The sequence below is a fragment of the Stenotrophomonas sp. STEN009 genome (assembly GCF_056760395.1).
The window spans coordinates 1-21720 of sequence record NZ_JBRRES010000053.1; the positions used below are offsets into that span (position 1 = coordinate 1).

Annotated in this window: 19 protein-coding genes and 9 tRNA genes; 6 read left to right on the forward strand and 22 right to left on the reverse strand. The window is 63.5% G+C overall.

The window, feature by feature from the left end; genetic code table 11:
- Positions 1-34: 34 nt before the first annotated feature.
- The 9 genes from ACVOMM_RS17495 to ACVOMM_RS17535 all read right to left on the reverse strand — a co-directional run bounded on the left by ACVOMM_RS17495 (position 35) and on the right by ACVOMM_RS17535 (position 7156).
- A tRNA-Asp gene (locus tag ACVOMM_RS17495) sits at positions 35-111 on the reverse strand.
- 84 nt (positions 112-195) lie between these two features.
- Positions 196-272 (reverse strand) — tRNA-Asp (locus tag ACVOMM_RS17500).
- A gap of 26 nt (positions 273-298) precedes the next feature.
- Positions 299-373: transfer RNA gene (locus ACVOMM_RS17505), tRNA-Val, on the reverse strand.
- An 11-nt stretch (positions 374-384) separates the two neighbouring features.
- Positions 385-657, reverse strand: a complete 273-nt coding sequence (locus ACVOMM_RS17510) for an HU family DNA-binding protein (protein WP_005408270.1) — start codon at positions 655-657, stop codon at positions 385-387.
- Positions 658-874: 217 nt separating this feature from the next.
- Positions 875-3325 carry an endopeptidase La gene (gene lon, locus ACVOMM_RS17515; protein WP_481526561.1) on the reverse strand — a complete coding sequence of 817 codons (2451 nt, stop codon included), beginning with the start codon at positions 3323-3325 and terminating at the stop codon, positions 875-877.
- 142 nt (positions 3326-3467) lie between these two features.
- Positions 3468-4757: an ATP-dependent Clp protease ATP-binding subunit ClpX gene (gene clpX / locus ACVOMM_RS17520; protein ID WP_053520352.1), complete on the reverse strand. Its 1290-nt coding sequence runs from the start codon at positions 4755-4757 to the stop codon at positions 3468-3470.
- Between the two features lie 126 nt (positions 4758-4883).
- A complete protein-coding gene (clpP, locus tag ACVOMM_RS17525) occupies positions 4884-5510 on the reverse strand; it encodes an ATP-dependent Clp endopeptidase proteolytic subunit ClpP (RefSeq protein ID WP_053520351.1) in 627 nt (208 codons plus the stop codon).
- Between the two features lie 76 nt (positions 5511-5586).
- A complete protein-coding gene (gene tig / locus ACVOMM_RS17530; RefSeq protein ID WP_481526562.1) occupies positions 5587-6882 on the reverse strand; it encodes a trigger factor in 1296 nt (431 codons plus the stop codon).
- Between the two features lie 189 nt (positions 6883-7071).
- A tRNA-Leu gene (locus tag ACVOMM_RS17535) sits at positions 7072-7156 on the reverse strand.
- Positions 7157-7300: 144 nt separating this feature from the next.
- On the opposite strand from ACVOMM_RS17535, the gene ACVOMM_RS17540 reads away from it, so the two are divergent.
- On the forward strand, positions 7301-7960 hold the full coding sequence (locus tag ACVOMM_RS17540) for a DUF2306 domain-containing protein (RefSeq protein ID WP_081279789.1): 660 nt from the start codon (positions 7301-7303) through the stop codon (positions 7958-7960).
- A 44-nt stretch (positions 7961-8004) separates the two neighbouring features.
- Here ACVOMM_RS17540 and ACVOMM_RS17545 read toward each other — a convergent pair.
- The 4 genes from ACVOMM_RS17545 to ACVOMM_RS17560 all read right to left on the reverse strand — a co-directional run bounded on the left by ACVOMM_RS17545 (position 8005) and on the right by ACVOMM_RS17560 (position 11211).
- Positions 8005-8080: transfer RNA gene (locus tag ACVOMM_RS17545), tRNA-Lys, on the reverse strand.
- A gap of 164 nt (positions 8081-8244) precedes the next feature.
- Positions 8245-8320, reverse strand: a tRNA-Lys gene (locus tag ACVOMM_RS17550).
- Between the two features lie 79 nt (positions 8321-8399).
- Positions 8400-8476 (reverse strand) — tRNA-His (locus ACVOMM_RS17555).
- Positions 8477-9060: 584 nt separating this feature from the next.
- The gene (locus ACVOMM_RS17560; protein ID WP_481526563.1) at positions 9061-11211 is read right to left on the reverse strand and encodes a hypothetical protein; all 2151 of its coding nucleotides are present in this window, start codon (positions 11209-11211) and stop codon (positions 9061-9063) included.
- Positions 11212-12300: 1089 nt separating this feature from the next.
- Here ACVOMM_RS17560 and ACVOMM_RS17565 point away from each other — a divergent pair.
- Entirely contained in the window at positions 12301-12780 is a 480-nt protein-coding gene (locus ACVOMM_RS17565; protein WP_481526564.1) for a hypothetical protein, read from the forward strand.
- Positions 12781-12920: 140 nt separating this feature from the next.
- Here the strand turns inward: ACVOMM_RS17565 and ACVOMM_RS17570 are convergent, their stop codons facing one another.
- The 5 genes from ACVOMM_RS17570 to ACVOMM_RS17590 form a co-directional block, all read right to left on the reverse strand.
- Positions 12921-13457, reverse strand: coding sequence for a hypothetical protein (locus ACVOMM_RS17570; protein WP_481526565.1), 537 nt, complete (start codon positions 13455-13457; stop codon positions 12921-12923).
- A complete protein-coding gene (locus tag ACVOMM_RS17575) occupies positions 13444-13893 on the reverse strand; it encodes a type II toxin-antitoxin system HicB family antitoxin (RefSeq protein ID WP_481526566.1) in 450 nt (149 codons plus the stop codon). Before ACVOMM_RS17575 ends, ACVOMM_RS17570 begins: the two co-directional genes overlap by 14 nt.
- The gene (locus ACVOMM_RS17580; RefSeq protein ID WP_481526567.1) at positions 13890-14150 is read right to left on the reverse strand and encodes a type II toxin-antitoxin system HicA family toxin; all 261 of its coding nucleotides are present in this window, start codon (positions 14148-14150) and stop codon (positions 13890-13892) included. Before ACVOMM_RS17580 ends, ACVOMM_RS17575 begins: the two co-directional genes overlap by 4 nt.
- 212 nt (positions 14151-14362) lie before the next feature.
- Positions 14363-14439: transfer RNA gene (locus ACVOMM_RS17585), tRNA-Arg, on the reverse strand.
- 39 nt (positions 14440-14478) lie between these two features.
- Positions 14479-14555: transfer RNA gene (locus ACVOMM_RS17590), tRNA-Pro, on the reverse strand.
- A 181-nt stretch (positions 14556-14736) separates the two neighbouring features.
- Between ACVOMM_RS17590 and ACVOMM_RS17595 the strand changes: the two genes are divergently transcribed.
- Both ACVOMM_RS17595 and ACVOMM_RS17600 read left to right on the forward strand, forming a co-directional pair.
- Positions 14737-15492 (forward strand): Bax inhibitor-1/YccA family protein, encoded by a 756-nt coding sequence (locus tag ACVOMM_RS17595; RefSeq protein ID WP_481526568.1) that lies wholly within the window; start codon positions 14737-14739, stop codon positions 15490-15492.
- A gap of 75 nt (positions 15493-15567) precedes the next feature.
- The gene (locus ACVOMM_RS17600) at positions 15568-16188 is read left to right on the forward strand and encodes a flavin reductase family protein (protein WP_481526569.1); all 621 of its coding nucleotides are present in this window, start codon (positions 15568-15570) and stop codon (positions 16186-16188) included.
- A 3-nt stretch (positions 16189-16191) separates the two neighbouring features.
- Here the strand turns inward: ACVOMM_RS17600 and ACVOMM_RS17605 are convergent, their stop codons facing one another.
- From ACVOMM_RS17605 to grxC, 4 genes are all read right to left on the reverse strand, one after another.
- The gene (locus ACVOMM_RS17605; RefSeq protein ID WP_053520419.1) at positions 16192-16953 is read right to left on the reverse strand and encodes a sulfite exporter TauE/SafE family protein; all 762 of its coding nucleotides are present in this window, start codon (positions 16951-16953) and stop codon (positions 16192-16194) included.
- A 197-nt stretch (positions 16954-17150) separates the two neighbouring features.
- Complete coding sequence (locus ACVOMM_RS17610; RefSeq protein WP_053520418.1) at positions 17151-18155, reverse strand: isocitrate dehydrogenase; 1005 nt, start codon at positions 18153-18155, stop codon at positions 17151-17153.
- Between the two features lie 190 nt (positions 18156-18345).
- Positions 18346-18738, reverse strand: a complete 393-nt coding sequence (locus ACVOMM_RS17615) for a carboxymuconolactone decarboxylase family protein (protein ID WP_053519434.1) — start codon at positions 18736-18738, stop codon at positions 18346-18348.
- Positions 18735-19025 carry a glutaredoxin 3 gene (gene grxC / locus ACVOMM_RS17620; protein ID WP_004154541.1) on the reverse strand — a complete coding sequence of 97 codons (291 nt, stop codon included), beginning with the start codon at positions 19023-19025 and terminating at the stop codon, positions 18735-18737. Before grxC ends, ACVOMM_RS17615 begins: the two co-directional genes overlap by 4 nt.
- Before the next feature lie 142 nt (positions 19026-19167).
- Between grxC and ACVOMM_RS17625 the strand changes: the two genes are divergently transcribed.
- Positions 19168-20814 (forward strand): M48 family metalloprotease, encoded by a 1647-nt coding sequence (locus tag ACVOMM_RS17625; RefSeq protein ID WP_053519435.1) that lies wholly within the window; start codon positions 19168-19170, stop codon positions 20812-20814.
- A gap of 116 nt (positions 20815-20930) precedes the next feature.
- Positions 20931-21620 carry a phosphate regulon transcriptional regulator PhoB gene (gene phoB / locus ACVOMM_RS17630; RefSeq protein ID WP_053519436.1) on the forward strand — a complete coding sequence of 230 codons (690 nt, stop codon included), beginning with the start codon at positions 20931-20933 and terminating at the stop codon, positions 21618-21620.
- Positions 21621-21720 lie beyond the last annotated feature (100 nt).

Below are 21720 nucleotides of genomic sequence, written 5' to 3' on the forward strand. Positions count from 1 at the left end.
GGCCCCCAGCTTTGGACCGGGGGCCTCGATGTAATGGCGGAGCGGACGGGACTCGAACCCGCGACCTCCGGCGTGACAGGCCAGCATTCTAACCAGCTGAACTACCGCTCCGCGTTGTACTGCTTGTGTTCTCTTCCCGATCAGGATCAGGGAGAAAACAAAGCCTCCAGCTTTTGGCCGGAGGCCTCGTTGAAGTGGCGGAGCGGACGGGACTCGAACCCGCGACCTCCGGCGTGACAGGCCAGCATTCTAACCAGCTGAACTACCGCTCCACACTCAAACTTTTACCGCGGTGCTGTGGTGGGTGCTGAGGGTTTCGAACCCCCGACCCTCTCCGTGTAAAGGAGACGCTCTACCGCTGAGCTAAGCACCCCAGCGAGCCGCTTAGTTTACAGCATCCTTAAGGGCCTTGCCAGCCTTGAAGGACGGATTCTTCGAAGCAGCGATCTTGATGGTGTCGCCGGTCTTCGGGTTGCGGCCGGTGCGGGCTGCACGGTCGCGGACCTGGAAGGTACCGAAGCCGACCAGGGTGACCGCATCGCCGTCCTTCAGCGCCTTGGTGATGGCAGCAACGACGGCATCGACAGCGCGGCTGGACTCGGCCTTGGTCAGGTCGGCAGCTTCAGCAACGGCGTCGATCAATTCGGTCTTGTTCATTCTCTACAACTCCTTTGGCGGTGGGTTCCGCGGATTCGACAGGGAAGCAACCGCACGCCATCTGCGTGCGATCGCCATGTGGAAACGGTTCGCCGATTCAGAGATCGCCAACAGCGATCACTCATTTGCGAGTGCTGCTTTTATACCAGTGGCCCTACCCCCACGCAAGCTGGAAAGCCAGTAACGACGCGGGTTTCAGGCCATTCGGCAACGCGCGTCAGTGCTTGACGCGCGCGTTTCCACTCGGTTTCGCCTTGCTACGTACCGTGACGCGCTGCGCACTCTTGCGCGCCTTCTTCGGTGCCAGCGGACGCTCCAACGCCAGATCAAGCACTTCTTCGATGTACTTCACCGGCACGATCTTCAGATCACGGGTGACGTTGGCCGGGATGTCGGCCAGATCCTTGCGGTTCTCTTCGGGAATGATGACCGTGCGGATACCGCCACGCAGGGCAGCCAGCAGCTTCTCCTTCAGTCCACCGATGGCGGTGACCCGCCCACGCAGCGTGATTTCGCCGGTCATCGCCACATCGGCACGCACCGGCACCCTGGTCAGCATCGAGACCAGGGACGTCACCATCGCCGCGCCGGCGCTCGGGCCGTCCTTCGGCGTGGCGCCGTCCGGAACGTGCAGGTGCACGTCGTGCTTCTGCAGGAAGTCGCTGTCGATGCCGAAACGATCGGCGCGCGAACGCACGACCGACAACGCCGCCGAAGCCGATTCCTTCATCACGTTGCCGAGCTGGCCGGTCAAGATCAACTGGCCCTTGCCTGGCACCAGCGTCGATTCGATCTGCAGCAGGTCGCCACCGACTTCGGTCCAGGCCAGGCCGGTGACCAGGCCGATCTCGTTTTCTTCCTCGGCGCGACCAAAATCGAAGCGGCGCACGCCCAGGTACTTGTCCAGGTTCTTGCCGGTCACCGTGACCAGCGCCTTGGCCTTCTTCGCGCCCTTCCTGGCCTTCACCGGCTGCGGGCCTGCCAGCGCGATCTCCTTCACCACCTTGCGGCAGATCTTGGCGATCTCGCGTTCCAGATTGCGAACGCCCGACTCGCGGGTGTAGTAGCGCACGATGTCCTGGATCGCATCGCTGCCGATTTCCAGTTCCTCCGGCTTCAGGCCATTGGCCTTGATCTGCTTGGGCACCAGGTAGCGGGTCGCGATGTTGAGCTTCTCATCCTCGGTGTAACCGGGGATGCGGATCACTTCCATGCGGTCCAGCAGCGGGCCCGGAATGTTGAGCGAGTTCGAGGTGGCCACGAACATCACTTCCGACAGATCCAGGTCCACTTCCAGGTAGTGATCGTTGAATGCGTTGTTCTGCTCCGGATCGAGCACTTCCAGCAGCGCCGAGGAGGGATCACCACGGAAGTCCATCGACATCTTGTCGATCTCGTCGAGCACGAACAGCGGATTCTTGCTGCCGACCTTGTTGAGGTTCTGCACGATGCGGCCCGGCATGGAGCCGACGTAGGTGCGACGGTGGCCACGGATCTCGGCCTCATCACGCACGCCGCCCAGCGACATGCGCACGAACTTGCGGTTGGTGGCCTTGGCGATGGACTGGCCGAGCGAGGTCTTGCCCACGCCCGGCGGCCCGACCAGGCACAGGATCGGGCCCTTCATCTGCTTCACCCGCGACTGCACCGCCAGGTATTCAAGGATGCGCTCCTTGACCTTCTCCAGGCCGTAATGGTCGGCATCGAGTGTGTCCTGCGCGGCCTTCAGGTCCTTGCGCACCTTGGTGCGCTTCTTCCACGGCACGCCCAGCAGCCACTCCAGGTAATTGCGCACGACCGCCGCCTCAGCGGACATCGGCGACATCTGCTTGAGCTTGTTCAGTTCGTTGCGCGCCTTGGCTTCCACGGCCTTCGGCATGCCCGCTTCGGCGATCTTGCGGGCCAGCTCTTCCAGCTCGCCCGGCGCGTCGTCGAGGTCACCCAGTTCCTTCTGGATGGCCTTCATCTGTTCGTTGAGGTAGTACTCGCGCTGGCTCTTCTCCATCTGCGACTTCACACGGCCGCGGATGCGCTTTTCCATCTGCTGCACGTCGATCTCGCCGTCGACCAGGCCGACCAGCATCTCCAGGCGCTCGCCGACGGCCAGCGTTTCCAGCAGGCGCTGCTTGTCGGCCAGGCGCACGCTGATGTGGGCGGCGATGGTGTCGGCCAGGCGCGCAGGCTCGTCGATCCCGGCCAGGGTCTGCAGCAGCTCCGGCGGAAGCTTGCGGTTGGTTTTCACGTACTGCTCGAACAGCGACATCAGCGAGCGGGCGATCGCCTCGATCTCGCGCGGCTCGCGCTCGTCCGCAGCGTCGATCTCCACGGCCTGGCCGTGCAGCGAACCGTTGCGTTCGTCGACATGGGTCACGTGCACGCGCGAGAGGCCTTCGACCAGCACCTTGATCGTGCCATCGGGCAGCTTCAGCAGCTGCAGCACCTGCGCCAGCGTACCGACCTGGTAGAGATCGGCCGCATGCGGGTCGTCGGTCTCGGCGGACTTCTGCGCGAGCAGCAGGATGCGCTTGTCTGCCTCCATTGCCTGTTCGAGCGCGTGCATGGACTTGTCACGGCCGACGAACAGCGGGATGACCATGTGCGGGAACACCACTACGTCGCGCAGCGGCAGGACCGGCAGGTCGAGGGTTTCACTTGGGGAACGGGCCATGGGGGCTCCAGGGAAGGGGAAAACCGCCTCCGGGAGGACATCTTCCGGAGACAAAAAAAGCCGATGGCCCCGTTATGGGGCCATCGGCTTTCAGATGCAAGGCATTCCTTTAAAATTCTTTCCAATCAACAACTTGGAAGAATCACTCGGCGCCTGCGGCCTTCTGTTCAGGGGCCGCCGGGGTCTGGTAGATCAGGTACGGCTCGGACTTGTGCTCGATCACCGATTCGTCCACCACCACCTTGCTGACGTTTTCCTGCGAAGGCAGGTCGTACATGGTGTCCAGCAGCACCGATTCGACGATGGTGCGCAGGCCACGGGCGCCGGTCTTGCGCTTGAGCGCCTTGCGGGCGATGGCCGACAGGGCGTCCGGACGGAACTCCAGTTCGACGTTCTCCATCTCGAACAGCTTCTTGAACTGCTTGGTGATGGCGTTCTTCGGTTCGGTCAGGATCTTGATCAGGGCCGGCTCGTCCAGCTCCTCCAGGGTCGCCACCACCGGCAGGCGGCCGACGAACTCGGGAATCAGGCCGAACTTGATCAGATCTTCCGGCTCGACTTCCGCCAGCAGCTTGCCCACTTCCTGCTTGCGCTCGGCACTCTTCACCTTGGCGCCGAAGCCGATGCTGCCCACGTCGGTGGAACGGGCCTGGATCACCTTGTCCAGGCCGGCGAACGCGCCGCCGCAGATGAACAGGATGTTCTTGGTGTCCACCTGCAGGAACTCCTGCTGCGGATGCTTGCGACCGCCCTGCGGCGGCACGCTGGCCACGGTACCTTCGATCAGCTTCAGCAGGGCCTGCTGTACGCCTTCGCCGGACACGTCGCGGGTGATCGACGGGTTCTCGCTCTTGCGCGAGATCTTGTCGATCTCATCGATGTAGACGATGCCCTGCTGCGCCTTCTCGACGTCGTAGTCGCACTTCTGCAGCAGCTTCTGGATGATGTTCTCCACGTCCTCGCCCACGTAACCGGCTTCGGTCAGCGTGGTGGCGTCGGCCATGGTGAACGGCACGTTGAGCAGGCGGGCCAGGGTTTCGGCCAGCAGGGTCTTGCCCGAACCGGTCGGACCGACCAGCAGGATGTTCGACTTCGCCAGCTCGACGTCGTCGTTCTTCTGCCGGCTCTCGATGCGCTTGTAGTGGTTGTACACGGCCACGGCCAGGGTGCGCTTGGCGCGGTTCTGGCCGATCACGTACTGGTCGAGGACCTCGAGGATCTCGCGCGGCTTCGGCAGCGAGCTGCGCGCCGACTGCGCCTTTTCTTCAAGTTCTTCGCGGATGATGTCGTTGCACAGCTCCACGCATTCATCGCAGATGAACACGCTCGGACCCGCAATCAGCTTGCGCACTTCATGCTGGCTCTTGCCGCAGAAAGAGCAGTAGAGGATCTTGCCGGTGTCCGTGGAACGACCTTGGCGGTCTTCGCTCATGCTTCGCTTACCCAGTTACCCCACCCGCTGAACGGGGGTTCGATTCGAGAATAGCACAGGGCCGGAGGGACACCAGTCCCGCCCGACCCTGCAGGAACGAGGCCTGCCTGGCCCCGTGAAGGCGGCTCAACCCGCCTGGACCGACTCATCCGGGCGACGCTCCAGGACCTGGTCGACCAGGCCGTAGGCCTGCGCTTCGACCGCACTCTTGAAGTTGTCGCGCTCGGTATCGCGAGCGATCGTTTCCAGCGACTGGCCGGTGTGGCGGGCCAGGATCTCATTCAGGCGCGAACGCAGCGTCAGGATCTCGCGCGCGTGGATGTCGATGTCCGTCGCCTGGCCCTGGTAACCCCCCAGCGGCTGGTGGATCATCACGCGCGAATTGGGCAGCGCATAGCGCTTGCCGGCTTCACCTGCAGCCAGCAGGAGGGCACCCATCGAGGCCGCCTGGCCGATGCAGGTGGTGCTCACATTCGGCTTGATGTATTGCATGGTGTCGTAGATCGCCATACCGGCGGTGACCACGCCACCCGGCGAGTTGATGTAGATGTTGATGTCCTTCTCCGGGTTCTCCGATTCCAGGAACAGCAACTGCGCCACCACCACGTTGGCCATGTGATCGTCGATCGGGCCCACGAGGAAGATCAGGCGCTCCTTCAACAGGCGCGAATAGATGTCGTAGGCACGCTCGCCGCGGCTGGTCTGCTCGACCACCATCGGAACCAGGTTCAGGGCTTTGGTTCGGTTGTCCATTACGTGAGGTACCTATCTTGGGGGGAAACAACCCCGCGCCGGCAGGGGCGCGGGGCATACGGTGATCCGCCCGGACTTACTGGCGGATCGCGTCCTGGAACGACAGCTTCTCTTCGGTGTGCTGGGCGCGCTCGGCGATCCAGTCGATCACCTGCTCTTCCATCACACGGTTCTGCAGACCAGACATCAGCTGGGGGTCGTTGCGGTACATCTCAATGACCTGCTCCGGCTCTTCGTAGGTCGAGGCGATCAGACGCAGCGTTTCGTTCAGGCGCTTGGGCTCCAGGCGCAGATCGTTGGTGCGCGCCACTTCGCCGACCAGCAGGCCGACCAGCACGCGCTTGGCGGCGGCGTCCTTGAAACCTTCGTGGGCATCGGCCGGGATCTCGCCCGGGTTGCGGCCGCTGCGGCGGATCTGCTCGACCTGCTGGGCCAGCATCGCGCGGGCTTCGTTCTCGACCAGGCGCGGCGGCATTTCCACCGAGGAATAGGCGGCGATCAGCTGCTCGCCCACTTCACGGCGCAGGCGGTTCATCAGCGCGCCCTTGAGCTCGCGCTCCAGGTTGGCACGGATGTCGCTGCGGAACTGCTCGACATCACCGCCCTTCACGCCGAAGCTCTTGATGAAGGCCTCATCGACCGCCGGCACCACCGGCTCGGACACTTCGGCAACCTTGACGGTGACCTGCACGGTCTTGCCGGCCAGCACCGGCACGCGCCAGTCGGCCGGGAAATCGACGTCCAGCGTCTTTTCCTCGCCCTTGGCCAGGCCGACCAGGCCCTTTTCGATGGTCTCGAACATCATGCCCTGGCCGAGCACGATCGAACCCTTCTCGGTGCCTTCGGCCGGCAGGCGCTCTTCGCCGGCCTGCGACCAGGTTTCGACCGCGACCAGGTCGCCATCCTGCGCACCACGCGCAACCGGTACCCAGGTGCGGCGCTGGTTCTGCAGGTTCTCGATCATCTGGTCGATGTCGGCGTCGGTGATCTCGGCGGTGTGGCGCACCACGGTCAGCTTGCTGACGTCGATGTCACCGAAGTCCGGCACCACCTCCACGGTGGCCACGAAGGAGAACTCACCCTCGTCGCCCTTGTCGATGCGCGGGCTGCCGACGATGCGCAGGTCGTGCTCGCGCACGGCCGCGTCGAAGGTTTCGCGCAGCAGGCCGTCCAGCGCCTCGCCACGGACCTGCGCGCCGAAGCGCTGCTCGATCACCTTGGCCGGCACCTTGCCCGGACGGAAACCCTTGATGCGGGTGGTACGGGCGATTTCGCCCAGGCGGCCGTTGATGTGGCTCTGCAGACGGTCTTCCGGCAGCGAGAAGCTCAGGCGGCGTTCCAGGTTGCCGATGGATTCGATCGAAGCTTGCATGTTGACTCCTGCCACCGGTGGCGCTCTGGCCTCCGGCTCGATGATGGATGAAACGGTTGTAAGGTGACGGCGTCCGGGACGCGCCTGCTTGCCGCAGCCCTTTAGTTTCGCCCAATTCGGCGTGCACTGCCAGCGCAGGCCGGGCAAGCGCCTCGGGAACGCCCGGCGGGGGCGGAGGCAGGCCGGCACTGGTGCGAAAGGGGGGACTCGAACCCCCACGCCTTGCGGCACTGGAACCTAAATCCAGGGCGTCTACCAATTCCGCCACTTTCGCGTGGCCGGCACAGGCCGTCATTGTCGCAGGCGGGTGCACAAAGCGGAAGGCGTGACAAACCTGAATACGTAGTCCAGGCGCCCACGCGCAGGCGCCGGCACGTGCGCGTAGACTCGTGCCGTTGCCGCCACCCGGTCTGCCCCGATGGAACGCACCCCACTCCGCACGCCCCTGCAGGCCCGGATGCCCGGCTGGTCCACACTCGTCTGGCTGCTCGGTCTTGCAGTAGCGCTGCACTTCCTGTGGGTCACCGCACAGCGCTACGGGCAGGTCAGCGCCGAGGCCTATGGCATGTTCTGGGAGCGTCGCAACTGGCTGTGGCTGCATGTCGCCGGCGGCAGCCTGGCCATGCTGGCTGGCGCTACGCAGTTCATCGGTCCCCTGCGGCGACACCGTCCCCGGCTGCATCGCTGGCTGGGACGGATCTACCTGGCCGGCATCCTGCTGGGGAGTGCCGCTGTCGCCGGCCTGATCGCCACCACCCAGGGCTGGCTGGCACTGAAAATGGCGTTCGCTGCGACCGGCCTGGCGTGGTTGGTCACATCATTCTGCGGCTATCGCAGCATCCGGCGTGGCGACGTCGAGCAGCACCGGCGATGGATGCTGCGCAGCTACCTGGTGACGCTGTCACCCGCGGTGTTCCGCCTGTCGCTGCTGGTGCCTGCGCTCATGCAGCTGGCATCGCCCCTGGTGATGGTGCCGAGCCTGCTGGTGCTGAGCTGGGCCCTGCCGTTGCTGGTGCATGAAGCAGGAAGGCGCCTGGTGTCCATCGGCACACTCGCAGAGCCGTCCGGCAGCCGCTGAACACCCAAGAAAAAAGCCACCTGGAGGACCAAGTGGCTTTCGTCTGGTGGGCTGTCAAGGATTCGAACCTTGGACCTATTGATTAAGAGTCAACTGCTCTACCAACTGAGCTAACAGCCCGAAATCGGGGCGCGAATTATGACCTGATGCGCACACGGGGTGCAAGCTTTTTTTCAACATCGTTGATCGATGCATGCGTGCCACGACCCAAGGTGCTTCGCATGCTCTTTGCGCGGCCTGCAGGCAAGAAAAAAGCCACCTGGCGTACCAGGTGGCTTCTGTCTTGGTGGGCCGTCAAGGATTCGAACCTTGGACCTATTGATTAAGAGTCAACTGCTCTACCAACTGAGCTAACGGCCCGTGAAACTCAGACGCACATTATAGCGTGCATTCTGTTTATTGCAACACCGTGTCGGCTGTGCCGATGCGGTTGAATCAGTGGGGTGGCTGAGGGGATTCGAACCCCCGACCACCGGAATCACAATCCGGTACTCTAACCAACTGAGCTACAGCCACCACTGAAACATTCGCTTCATCGCCAATGCTGCTGGCGCTGGAGCTTTGAAGCCTTGCCTGGAGACCGTCACCGAAGTTCGGGCCGCCGAAGCGAGTCCGATATTCTGGTGGAGTCCTCACGCTTTTGCAAGCCTTTCTTCACATCCGCCGACGCGGTCCCGGTGCCTCGCCAATGGCGCGCCCGACAGGAATCGAACCTGTAACCGCCGGCTTGGAGGGCTGCAGGACTGCGCATTGTAGTCAATAGCCTGGATTGAGTTCAATTCAGGAGCACAGCGAGTACAGCCCAGGACCTGCACCGGGTGCGCAAGGTGCCTGCGGGAAGCTTGGCATTCATCGACCACGCGGCTCATGAAGCCCGCCCGTCAACCGTGACTTTCGGGCGCCTCCCGGCCGGGGCAACGCCATTGCCGGCTGCTTGCCTGGCCCCGGCGAGCTCATGCCCCCCCCTCCCTTGTGTCCCAATCTCACGAGGGCGTGGAGCCTGTGGCTCCTCCTCATGGGTCGACGGGCGAGAAGAAGGCACCCTCCCCGGTGACCAATACGTCTGCCCCAGGGCTTGAATAGCATGCCGGGCACCAGCCTCATGCTGGCAGCCATGCGCCAGCGGCGTCGGAATAGATGAGTCTGAGCACTGCACCTGGGGCCAAGTCTCGGTCAGCACCGATGGCGATTACCGCATTTGCTGCGACTCGGAGCAAAGCCACCGAGCCGCCGCTGTTGCGAATCACCAGCTCCTGGCCATCCATCGCACCGGCATCAATGGATGAGATCCTCGTTACTGCGGTGGCAACAGAGACGGTTGCCGAGAAATGCAGTGTCCGCCCCCCTCGACGCTCCAGCGAGAGGATCTTGCCTCCCGCCTGCGAGTAGGTCTGAGCGAAAACCGCGCGCGTGGTCCGCCGGAATCCTACGGTGTAGTCGACCCGAACGTTGGAACTCAGAGAGTTCGTGTAGCCCTGTGCCTGTGCCAGTGGCCGGTCGAGTTGCACGTCCCGGCAATCGAACACGATGTCGTTGTTCTGCTGCCCGTCCAACAGGTGGGTGAACTGACCGTGGACCTGCAGACCGTTCAGTTCGATCCGGCTCCCCGGGCCCATTTTGCACAAACGCAGGCCGGTACCACTCGCGCCACGAGCATCGATACTGCCTTGATCGACGTAGATCTGCCCACCCTCATCGGCCAGAAATGCGCAGGCAACGTTTGTGCCTCCCTGCTTTGTGACCATCGCGGGACGGCTAATACGCACGATGCCGCGCGTGGCGATGACATGGGGATAGATGCCACTGTTGTCCTGATTGGTGACCAGCGCGTCGACGTTAACTGTCGGGATCGTATCCTCGTTGGCAGACTGCCCCGTGATCTGGACAGCCGCTCGCCCCTGGGACTCCTTCAAGAAGAAGTGCGACAGATTCTCAATCCGGTTGCCTTGGCAGGCCTCCGGATGGTCAACTCCTTGGAACACGTTGACTCCCGTGCCACCGTAGGAGACGCAGTTCTGAACCAACCCGAAGCTCCCGCGCAGTTGGAAGTTCCTCTGCGACGAGTTCGGGCCATTGAAGGGTGCATACCCGTAGCATCCTATGAACTGAATGCCATGGCTGCTCCAGTGTGTGTCAAAAGCAGCGTTCTGGCACAGCCAACCCTTCGAGTTGACCACCGCAGAACCCTTGGTTCGCCCATAGCGGTAGGTTCTCGTGTCGTTGAGCTGGGCAATCAGTGACCCATCCGTGTACACATGCCGGATCTGATGGCCAAACAGATTGCTATGCATGCCGAACTCGCATCCATACTCAACCACCCCGTAGGCATAGGCACCCGTTGTGAAATCGGTAGTGCCGTTCGAGGTGACAATGTCGTGTGTCCGGCCAAAGAGGCAGGAAACGAACTCGACTGTTTCAGACTTTGCCCGCATCGCACGAATGCCCGACACATCGGGCGCCATACACCCCTGCACGTAGACAATCGACGCGTTGCCCGGCTCGACATAGTCGGACCTGAAGTTCCTGATGTCGACCAGGACCGAAGCATTCATCCTTGCGGCGCGGATGTTCGATACGTACTTCTCAAAAAGATAGCTGTAGAGATTGATCCTGTTCGCGTCGATTCCGCCTACGGCGGTGTGCTCTCCAAGTCGCTCCAGATCAGCCGCCCGAGAGCCAGGAATGAAGTCGTCCGACATCACCTTGATGATGTCACCAACAGCGAATCCATCAGTGCTGTTTACCACCAGTGAGTGTGTCGGCGTGGCCCCACCGCCCTGCCCTTCGGTGTAGTCAACGACTGACATTTCGATCGCACTTACCGGTACCTGGGCACCGTAATTCGCAATCACACTGAAGGTTGGGAAGCTGCCACTCATTGCCGTCATCTGGCATTGCCGACCGTCAAACAGGCAGCTGGCATCGATCATCTCAACGGACTGAGAAAGCATGTAATTGGCCGCCGTATTGCCCAACACCTGGCGCCCAGTCGAGATAGCTGCAGTGATAGCTGCCCAGTCGATGCTCTGCGTCAGAGATGTGGCAAACGGATAGGTCGCCCGGGCCTCTTGCAGCGTCGAAAAGCGCTCCGACAAGAAGTGGGGTTGGCCATCGCCGATGGCACCAAAGTCTTCAGGAGAGGTCTGTTCGCAAGACTTTTGCCCCAGCGTCTGGAGCACCGCGCCCGGACCATCCTGGATGAATCCAAGCAAGGCAGCGCCATCGTCCGCTTTCAGAATGTTGCTACTCACACGCCGCCCCTCCCGACCGAATCTGTTGCCAGCACGATATGGACGCTTTCATCAATGTAAGTCCCAGAAATCGACGGATAAGAGGGAAGGATCTTGTCGGCCATCACTGAATTCCATAAAAGGGTGAGTTCAACTGTCGATCACAGCGCTAGTGATTATGGATGTGCCCAGGCGAACTGATCTGAGGAGCCTCACCACCAAGCGAAGATTCGTATGGCCGTTGGCCGGCCGGACCACCATGAACGATATCGCATTCATCGCGTGCACGAGGCCAGCTAGGGTATTCGGGGCGTTACCGTTGCACTGGGCCGCAGCGCAGGGACCATCGACTGCGGGTTGGCCGCGACACTATCGATGCTCGGACGATCCGTGTACTCCGATCAGCGTCGCAGTGTTGGGCTCATCCTTGTGCCAGTGCCACATCTTGTCGTCTTGTCGTCTTGTCGTCTTGTCGTCGACATGAAGGCTGAGCGACGCACACGCAGTTGCTGATGCGCGCGCGTCTCACGGACGCCGGAAGCCCTGCACGAACCGCGGTCCTGGATGCAGCTATCGCCGCCCTCGCCGCCCGCCAGCCGGCGGGACAAGAGCCGGTGGGACATGTTTATCAAGGAAGCTCCCGCATTCCGCAGGCGTGGCTATCGAAGGAACTGCCGGGCGGGACACTGCTCTACGCGGCCCCGCCCGCGCTGGCCGTGGACCTGGAACCGGGGATCAAGGCGATAGCCGCCGAGCGCGAGCGTCAGCGCACTCGAATCACGTAACTAATTGATTCCAATGGCGCGCCCGACAGGAATCGAACCTGTAACCGCCGGCTTAGAAGTCTGCCTGACTCTATAGGAATATCAATAACTTGCATTGAATTCAATTCTGGAGCCGCCCGTCTGCGGCCCTTCAGCCGCCAGGGGATGCGCATCAGTTTTCTGGAGGTTCCGGGGCTTAGACCGTATGACGCAGCGGGTGGTGCCCTACCCTCACCCACGCCTTGTGGGCGCCCCACGCGCGGGGCTTGGGCGCCGCCGGCAGTGACCTGGGCGGCTCCAACGCTTCCTTCACTCGCGCGGTTGCGGTGGCTAGGCGCCAAGCCTGTTGCTGCTGCTCGGGCGTCGGAGGGAGGCCGGGCAGCGGTTCGAGCGGATCGCCAGGCATCGCGGCCAGCAGCTGGGCAACGGCAGCGCGCAGCCTCATCTCCGGGTACAGTCTGGCCGCGCACCAGCGTTCGGCGTAGCGCTTGCCCTGACCGACGCTCACGTGGATGGCGAGGTGCTGCGCACGAACCGGCGCAAGGGCAGTCGCGACAACCTGGTGCGCAAGGATGCCGAAACCGAGGAAGCCATCGCCATGCTACGGGCGCGGCGGGCTGCGATATGGGAGAAGAACGGGAGTGTAATTCCGATCCGGGCCGAGGACCGCTATCTCTTCGTCAGCGAGGACGGGGAGCGGTTGACCGAGGATAGGTGGCAGACTGCCTGGGGGCGCATGAAGCGCAATGCGGTGAAGGACGGGATTCTCCCCCCAGAACAACCGGCTCGGCCGACACAGCCTGAAACACCGGGGCGTGACGGATAGCAAGGGGGACAAGAAGGAGGCAAGCGGACACGAAACAGACGCGATGCTGCACCTCTATGATCATTCCTTACCGATTGTTCCGGAGTCAGGAAGCTAAGATGCAGCTACATCCCAAGTCGGTCGGCGAATGCCTGTGCAGACTACCCGACAGACTTGGGAGGCGATTTCTTAGCGGCAGCCTTTTTTGCCGCCACTTTCTTAACAGTGGGTTTATCGCGAGTCGGCGCAGGCGCCTGCTTCTCCAACAAATCCCATGGAAGCTGCCGATGCGCTCGCAGCATTGTCACAGAGAACACAGACTGAATTCTCTCTCGGACCAGCCAATACAACGCTCTCGCGAATTGTGCTTCCGCGGCCTTGAAGAGCTTCAGATCTCCGTCGAACTTCTCCTCAGTACCGACGAATCCAGCGGTGCATTCAATAAAGAACAAATGCGCGCCATCTGCGCCATCATCGTCGCCCTTGACGACTGCACTCGCTGACACGACCTGTTCGATCACAGGTCTATCTGCGTATTTGTGAGAGCTGATCGTAGGATCACGACCTTCGATGCTGACGGCGATCTCATGCTCGCCCTCAGTACCGCTGATTTTGCGTTCATCCACCGTGAGACGAGAAAAACGCGCGCCCACCATTAAAAAGCTTTCAAAAGCCTGCATCGATTCAATGGAGGTCATACACGGGCCTACTGGCTGGGGAACGCTGGAGCCTTTCGTTGTACCCAGCAAAACCGACTGTCTGTTCCACATGCTTCGCCTGAGTCACCAAAGGCTGATGGCAATGCCGATCAACAATTTGCTCAATGGCTGAACACATGACCTGATTCAGCGATACCCCCCAACTGCGAGCGATAGTTGCAGCCTTCCGATGCAACTCCCCTCCAACCCTCACATTGAACGTCCCGCTATAGGGTTTGTTAGCTTCGACATTGCGCGCCGCGCACTCCGCCAAGTACTGATCGATGGCGCGCTCAAACTCCAGCTTGAGTTCCGGGACAGACGCAGCAGAAAAAAGGATCAGAGCATCGATGTCGCAGACTTCGCCAACAAGCAGTTCATCGGCCTGAGAAAAATCTACCTTCGCGGTGTAGGACTTGTACTTCAGCGTATTCATTCTAGGTATCCCCACTCCTTGAGTCGATCCCTGACGCGTCTCACATACACCTCTAGCATGGTCGGTGGGTTCCGGCCATGCGGCTTATGGAGACAAATTACATGTGCCGCCTGCTGGGGATGCGTGAAGCTATACCCCGAGCCAGCTCCAGGCTGCTTCTCAAAGCCAAGTCCCTTTAGCAGTGCGCAGAGTTCATCCCATTCGTAGTCCCTTGGACAGCTGTTGAGACGATCCAGCCTCTTCTGAAGCTTCGACATTGCCGAGTCCTATCGTATGGCCGCCTCCCCCTAGTTGCAACTACTCCGTAGTTGCAACTCACCTAGGGATGATCAAAGGTTCAGCCTTCCACAGGATCTTAACACCGCAGACGGCTTCCAAATTCCCACAGGAAGAACACTGCCAACTCCGGAGGGAATTCCGGAGGCAAGCCGTAACCACGGAAAGAGGGAGCATAAACCATTGATTTCAATGGCGCGCCCGACAGGAATCGAACCTGTAACCGCCGGCTTAGAAGGCCGGTGCTCTATCCAGTTGAGCTACGGGCGCCCGAACCGGAACGGCGTCCAATCCGACGTGGCGTGGGATTGGTCGGGGTAGAGGGATTCGAACCCCCGACATCCTGCTCCCAAAGCAGGCGCGCTACCAGACTGCGCTATACCCCGGTCTTGCAATCCCCTCGAGCCAGGCCCGGGGAGTTGGTCATTGTCGCCAAGCCCGCGGCGAACTGTCAACGCAGCGATCTGTCCCGGGCGCGCGGTCACGGCAGTGGCAGTGGCCATCGGCTATGCTCGACATCGTCGGCCGGATGGCCTTCCTGATCCCTCATTCGCACGGAGAACGCGCATGCGCAGCGGCAACCCGGCTCTTTCCGAGTCGACTTTCCTCGACCTCGCCAACGGCTCGGTGGTGACCCGCCCCGACCAGGCGATGACCCTCAACGGCACCGTCAACAAGACCGGCATCCTGTTGCTGCTGACCGTGCTGACCGCAGCCTTCGCCTGGAACCAGACCGTGGCCTTCGGCCAGGTGCTGCCGGTCGCCAAGCTGTATGCCATGGGCGGCGCGATCGGCGGCCTGGTGCTGGCGCTGGTCACCGTGTTCAAGAAGCAATGGTCGCCGGTCACCGCACCGCTGTACGCGCTGGTGGAAGGCCTGTTCCTCGGCGCCATTTCCGCCGTGTTCGAGCTGCGGTTCCCGGGCATCGTATTCCAGGCCGTGCTGCTGACCTTCGGCACGCTGGCTGCCCTGCTGGTGGCCTACCGCACCGGCGTCATCAAGGCCACCGAGAATTTCAAGCTCGGCGTGGTCGCCGCCACCGGTGGCATCGCCCTGCTCTACCTGGCGTCGTTCGTGCTGTCGTTCTTCAACATCGAAGTCCCGCTGATCCACTCCTCCAGCGGCTGGGGCATCGCCTTCAGCCTGTTCGTGGTCGTGGTCGCCGCGCTGAACCTGGTGCTGGATTTCGATTTCATTGAGAGCGGTGTGGCCCAGCGCGCGCCCAAGTACATGGAGTGGTATGGCGCATTCGGCCTGATGGTGACCCTGGTCTGGCTGTACGTCGAGTTCCTCCGCCTGCTGTCAAAGATCCAGCAGCGCTGATTCCGGTCAAGCTGAAAACGACAAAGGGCGCCTCCGTGGCGCCCTTTCTGTTCCCCTCCCCCTTTCGACCCCGCCATGCCTGCCCTCTTCCACAGCTATCGCCCCGCTGACGGCCATCGCCTGCCGCATGACCCGTTCAACGCCATCATCGGACCCCGCCCGATCGGCTGGATTTCCAGCTGCGCTGCCGACGGCGCGTTGAACCTGGCGCCCTACAGCTTCTTCAACGCCTTCAACTACACGCCGCCGATCATTGGTTTCTCCAGCCAGGGCCGCAAGGACTCGCTGCACAACATCGAAGCGACGGGCGAGTTCGTCTGGAACCTGGCCACTTTCGACCTGGCCGAAGCCATGAACGAGAGCTGCCGGGCGGTCGCGCCGGACGTCGACGAGTTCACGCTGGCCGGCTTGACGCCGTTGGCGTCCGGGCAGGTCAAGCCGCCGCGTATTGCAGAAAGCCCGGTCAGCATGGAATGCCGCTGCACCCAGATCGTCCGCCTGCGCGACGCCGCCGGACAGGACACCAACGGCTGGCTGGTGCTCGGCGAGGTGGTCGCCGTCCATATCGAGACACGACTGCTGGTCGATGGCATCTACGACACTGCAGCCGCCGACCCGATCCTGCGCGGCGGTGGACCGGCCGACTATTTCCGCGTCAGTGCAGAGCAGCGTTTCCGCATGTTCCGGCCGGCCTGAATCTCAGCCGGCAACCGGGCGCGCCAACAGGGCCGGCAGCGACGAGGCGAGCAGCGCGATGCCCGACAGCGTCAGCAGGCTCAATACGATCTGGCGGAACCGCGCCTCGCTGATGCCGATGTAGACCCGGGCCCCCAGCAGCGCCGGAACCAGCATGGCCGGGGCGACGACAGCGAAGTACGGCAGCATCTGCCGGGTGACCAGGCCACTGCCGACGTAGGTGGCCATGGTGACCGACAGCATCGCCAGGTTGAAGTTCTGGATGACCGCGCGCTGCTCCTCCTTGCCGAAACCACGCAGCGTGCTCCACAACGTGGGCACGGGACCTGCGAAGCCGCCGATGCCGCTGAGCACGCCACCGGCCATGCCCGCCACGGTGTCGCCGATGCGCCCGCCCGTGGTGATCGGCGGCAGCGAACGGGCCATCAGCATCACCGGGCACCACAGTGCCAGGAAGCCTCCCAGCAGGGCCTTGAACCAGTCCATGTCCAGCTGCGGCAATACCATCACGCCCAGCGGAATGCCCGCCAGGCCACCGAAGACGAAGGGCAGCAGCAGACGCAGATTGAATCCGCGCCGCACGGTGAACACGGCCACCAGCTGACCCACCAGCGCGCCGAACACCGACAGCGTAGCCGCCAGGCGTGGCTCCAGCCCCCATGCCCAGAACGACATGGCGACCATTCCGAACGCAAAGCCGGACAGTCCCTGCACGAATCCCGCCACGATCGCTCCAAGTGCGACCAGCAGATACACCGAATCCATCATCACCTCGCTACGACCCCGTGGCTACGCTGCCACGCCGGCCTGGGCAGCGTAGTGCGTGGCAAGGTACCCGACCAGCGCGCGCACTTTCGGTGCCGCCACACCACATGAGCTGCGCAGAGCATGCGCAGGCACCCAAACGCAACGGGGCGCCCGAAGGCGCCCCGCTGGAAATCCAGACAAGGTCCAGCCACCGCTTACAGGCGCGTGGCGATGGCCTTGGCGAAGCTCATGGTGGTGCCGGTGCCGCCCAGGTCGCCGGTCAGCGAGTCCTTGGCTTCCATGGTCGCCACGATGGCCTTGCGCAGGCGCTCGGCATTCTGCGGCTGGCCGATATGATCCAGCATCTGTGCCGCCGCCAGCAGCAGCGCGCAGGGATTGGCCTTGCCCTGGCCCGCGATGTCCGGCGCGGTGCCGTGCACGGCTTCGAAGATCGCCGCGTCCTTGCCGATGTTGGCACCCGGGGCCAGGCCCAGGCCGCCGACCAGGCCGGCGCAGAGATCGGAAATGATGTCGCCGAACAGGTTGGTGGTGACGATCACATCGAACTGTTCCGGGCGCATCACCAGCTGCATGCAGGTGTTGTCGACGATCATTTCCTGGAACTCGATGTCCGGATACTGCGCGGCCACTTCACGGGCGACGTTCAGGAACAGGCCCGAGGTCGACTTGATGATGTTGGCCTTGTGCACGGCGGTGACCTTCTTGCGGCCGACGCTGCGGGCCAGTTCGAAGGCGTAGCGCACGATGCGCTCCGAGCCCTTGCGGGTGATGCGGGTGCCGGAGAAGGCAGTCTCGCCGTCGGCCGACACTTCCTGGCCTTCAGCCAGGTAGGCGCCTTCGGTGTTCTCACGCACGGTGATCAGGTCGACGTTGTCGAAACGCGACTTGGTGTTCGGGAAGGTGTGGGCCGGACGCACGTTGGCGTACAGGTCGAAATGGCGGCGCAGGCTGACATTGATCGAGGTGAAGCCACCACCGACCGGCGTGGTCAGCGGGCTCTTCAGGGCAACCTTGTTGCGCGCGATCGAGTCCAGGGTGACCGCCGGCATCAGGTCGCCGTGCTTCTCCAGCGCCGCCAGGCCGGCGTCGGCCTCTTCATACTCCAGGCCGGCATTGAGCTGGTCGAGCACGTACAGGGTGGCGTCCATGATCTCCGGGCCGATGCCGTCGCCGCGGATGACCGTAATTTTCTGCGTCATTGATCGATGTTCCGAACAGGGGGAAAAAACGCCGTCCGGACGTGCCCGGAAACGCCGGCGCAAAGGAAGTTTCACCGGCAATTATGCCTGAGCCGGGGCCGAGGTCCCAAATAGACCATGGTCCCAGTCCCCGGCTCAGGCAGAATTGCCCGCGTATTCCGGTAGCGCCGGGCCATGCCCGGCGTTAGCCTCAGTGCTCGTGGGCTTCCGGGGCGGCGGCACCGCCTTCGAGCTGGTCGAGGAAATCGACCGCGCGGCGCAGGTGCGGGATCACGATCGAGCCGCCGACCACCAGGCCGACCGAGAAGGTCTCGAAGAACTCCTCGCGGGTCACCCCGGCCTCCTTGCACTGGGCCACGTGGTAGCTGATGCAGTCGTCGCAGCGCAGCACCATCGAGGCCACCAGCCCCAGCAGCTCCTTGGTCTTCACATCCAGCGCGCCGGCCTGGTAGGTCTGCGTATCCAGCGCGAAGAACCGGCGCACCACCTGGTTCGGCTCGCCCAGGATGCGCTCGTTCATGCGCTTGCGGAACGCGGTGAACTCGGCGATGCGGTCCTTGCTGCCGTCGTCGGCCGCGCTCATGCCTGGCCCTGCCCGGCCAGCAGCGGCTCAAGCTTGCCTTCACGGTGCAGCGCCATCATGTCGTCATAGCCACCGACATGGACGTCGCCGACGAAGATCTGCGGCACGCTGGTGCGGCGGGTCAGCGCCATCATCTTCTCGCGTTCGGCCGGGTCCAGGTCGATGCGGACCTCGGTCCACTGCTGGCCCTTGCTCTTGAGGAAGTTCTTGGCGGCCACGCAGTACGGGCAGACGGCAGTGGAATAGATGGTGATGGCGGGGGCACCGCCGGCGGTCTGGGCTGTCACGGGAAACTCCACGATGGATCGACGGTCTACATATGGTACCGGTGCGCTGGAATTTCCACGCTACCACCGCAACACTGTGGATTAACGAATGGTTGCCCCCTGCCCTGCCACGCTTGGCGCGCCCCGCCCGAGGACCTCCCGCTTGCGAGCCCTGCTGCTTTCGACCGCCGTCACCTTCGCCCTGGCCATGCCGCTGGCCCAGGCCCAGGAGAAGCTGCCCGACATCGGCTCCTCGGCCGGCGAGCTGCTGACCCCGGCCCGCCAGGCCGAGTACGGCGCGATGATGCTGCGCGAGCTGCGCAACTATGGCTACCTGCTGGACGATCCGCTGGTCAATGACTGGCTGCAGACCATGGGCACCCGCCTGGGGTCCAACAGCGACCAGCCGCGCCAGCCCTACACCTTCTTCGTGATGAAGGACCGCCAGATCAACGCCTTCGCGACCCTGGGCGGCTACATCGGGGTCAACGCCGGGCTGGTGCTGACGGCCGAACGCGAAGACGAGGTTGCCGCGGTGCTGTCACACGAAATCGCCCACGTCACCCAGCAGCACGTGCTGCGCGGGGTCGAGCGCGCCCAGCGCGACCAGATCCCGATCCTGCTGGGCATGCTGGCGGCGGTGGTGGCGGCACAGGCCAGCAACAGCACCTCTTCAGGCAATGCGACCATGGCCGCGATCAGCTCGGGCATGGGCCTGATGCAGCAGCGGCAGATCAACTACACCCGCTCCAACGAATCGGAAGCCGATCGGCTGGGCATACGCACCCTGTCACGCAGCGGTTACGACGTGGACGCGATGGCCGGCTTCTTCGAGCGGATGTCGACGGCCATGCGCGGCAACGAGGGCGGCTACAGCGTGCCGGAGTTCCTGCGCACGCACCCGGTCAACATCACGCGCATCAGCGAAGCGAAGGCCCGCGCCGAGCAGATGAAGAAGGACACGGTGCTGCTGACCACCACCACGCCCAGCGGCGAGCGCAGGGAACGGGTGGACCCTGCCGACCCGACCCTGTCCGAACCGCTGCTGCGCGGCAGCAACCCGCTGCTGCCAAGCAGTGTGCTGCGGGTGCCGGTTGGCCAGCTCAGCCGGGGCCCCAGCGGCGACTTCGACTGGGCACGTGAACGGTTGCGGGTGCTCAGTGCCGACTCCACCGGCGAGGTGGAGCGCGAGTACGCCGACCTGGGCAAACGCCAGAAGAGTGGATTGAACGATGCCCAGCGCTACGGCCAGGCCCTGGCGGTGATGCGGGGGGGACGCAGCGGTGCCGGCGAGGCGCGGCAGACCCTGAACGGCCTGCTGCAGGCCCATCCGGACAGCCTGTGGGTAGCCCTGGCCCTGGCCGAGGCCGAATCGCGCTCGGGCCAGGCCACGCAGGCCAATGCCCGTTTCGAGCAGCTGCTGCGTGAGCATCCCAACAGCCGGCCCGTCGCGCTGACCTACGCCGAGATCCTCAACGAACAGGGCAACCGCGAGGCGGGGCAGCGCGCGCAGGCCATGCTGCGGCCGCTGCTGTCGCAAAGTGGTAACGATCCGGTGTTCCAGCAGCGCTACGCCCGTGCCAGCGAACTGGCCGGGGACAGCGTCCGTGCCAGCGAGGCCTACGCCGAGGCCGCCTTCCTCAGCGGCCGGCCGGAGCAGGCGCTGATGCAGCTGCAGGCGCTCAAGCGCAATCCCGCACTGGACTACGTAGGACGGGCCCGGGTCGACGCGCGCATCGAATCGATCACCCCGACCGTGCTGGAGCTGCGCCGGCAGGGCGTGCAGGACCCCGATCTGGACCGCCGCTGAGCGCTGCATGACCGGTCCGTGGCAATCGGGAGCGGTTCCGGCCCGATGGTCACAAACATGTCATCAAACCGTAGTCTACTGGCACCCGTCCAGTAACCGAGCCCTACGGTGCCCTCGTGCAGAAACGTATCCTGATCGTCGATGACGAGCCCGCGATCCGCGAAATGGTCGCCTTCGCCCTGCGCAAGGGTGACTACGAGCCGGTCCACGCCGGTGATGCCCGCGAAGCCCAGACCGCGATCGCCGACCGTGTTCCCGACCTGATCCTGCTGGACTGGATGCTGCCCGGCACCAGCGGCCTGGACCTGGCGCGCCGCTGGCGCAAGGAGACGCTGACCCGCGAGGTGCCCATCATCATGCTGACCGCGCGTGGCGAGGAGAACGACCGTGTCGGCGGCCTGGAAGCCGGCGTCGACGATTACGTGGTCAAGCCGTTCTCGGCCCGGGAGCTGCTGGCCCGCATCCGTGCGGTCATGCGCCGCGCCCGCGAAGACGACGAGGACGGCAGCGTGGCGGTCGGTCCGATCCGCATCGACGGTGCCGCGCATCGCGTGTTCGCCAACGAACAGCCGGTGCCGATCGGCCCGACCGAGTACCGCCTGCTGCACTTCTTCATGACCCACCCCGAGCGCGTGTACACCCGCGCCCAGCTGCTGGACCACGTGTGGGGCGGCAGCGTGTACGTGGAGGAGCGCACCATCGACGTGCACATCCGCCGCCTGCGCAAGACGCTGGAACCGTTCAATGCCGAGAACATGGTGCAGACCGTGCGCGGCGCGGGTTACCGCTTCTCGACCGCCACCTGAGTCCCGTCGTGGGGGGGGGGGGGGGCCCCCGGGGGGGGGGGGGGGCCCCCGGGGGAAACCCAGGGTGAGTGAAAGTGAACACCCCCCCACCCCCCCCACG

Bases quoted from the DNA above. Each gene is read 5' to 3' on its own strand.
- ACVOMM_RS17615 (WP_053519434.1), bottom strand. From the start codon at position 18,738: ATGAGCGCGGCCGACGACGGCAGCAAGGACCGCATCGCCGAGTTCACC.
- ACVOMM_RS17510 (WP_005408270.1), bottom strand. From the start codon at position 657: ATGAACAAGACCGAATTGATCGACGCCGTTGCTGAAGCTGCCGACCTG.
- clpP (WP_053520351.1), bottom strand. From the start codon at position 5,510: ATGGACAACCGAACCAAAGCCCTGAACCTGGTTCCGATGGTGGTCGAG.
- ACVOMM_RS17570 (WP_481526565.1), bottom strand. From the start codon at position 13,457: ATGACCTCCATTGAATCGATGCAGGCTTTTGAAAGCTTTTTAATGGTG.
- tig (WP_481526562.1), bottom strand. From the start codon at position 6,882: ATGCAAGCTTCGATCGAATCCATCGGCAACCTGGAACGCCGCCTGAGC.
- ACVOMM_RS17575 (WP_481526566.1), bottom strand. From the start codon at position 13,893: ATGAATACGCTGAAGTACAAGTCCTACACCGCGAAGGTAGATTTTTCT.
- ACVOMM_RS17605 (WP_053520419.1), bottom strand. From the start codon at position 16,953: ATGGATTCGGTGTATCTGCTGGTCGCACTTGGAGCGATCGTGGCGGGA.
- ACVOMM_RS17600 (WP_481526569.1), top strand. From the start codon at position 15,568: ATGCCTGCCCTCTTCCACAGCTATCGCCCCGCTGACGGCCATCGCCTG.
- ACVOMM_RS17580 (WP_481526567.1), bottom strand. From the start codon at position 14,150: ATGTCGAAGCTTCAGAAGAGGCTGGATCGTCTCAACAGCTGTCCAAGG.
- ACVOMM_RS17595 (WP_481526568.1), top strand. From the start codon at position 14,737: ATGCGCAGCGGCAACCCGGCTCTTTCCGAGTCGACTTTCCTCGACCTC.
- ACVOMM_RS17540 (WP_081279789.1), top strand. From the start codon at position 7,301: ATGGAACGCACCCCACTCCGCACGCCCCTGCAGGCCCGGATGCCCGGC.
- clpX (WP_053520352.1), bottom strand. From the start codon at position 4,757: ATGAGCGAAGACCGCCAAGGTCGTTCCACGGACACCGGCAAGATCCTC.
- lon (WP_481526561.1), bottom strand. From the start codon at position 3,325: ATGGCCCGTTCCCCAAGTGAAACCCTCGACCTGCCGGTCCTGCCGCTG.
- ACVOMM_RS17610 (WP_053520418.1), bottom strand. From the start codon at position 18,155: ATGACGCAGAAAATTACGGTCATCCGCGGCGACGGCATCGGCCCGGAG.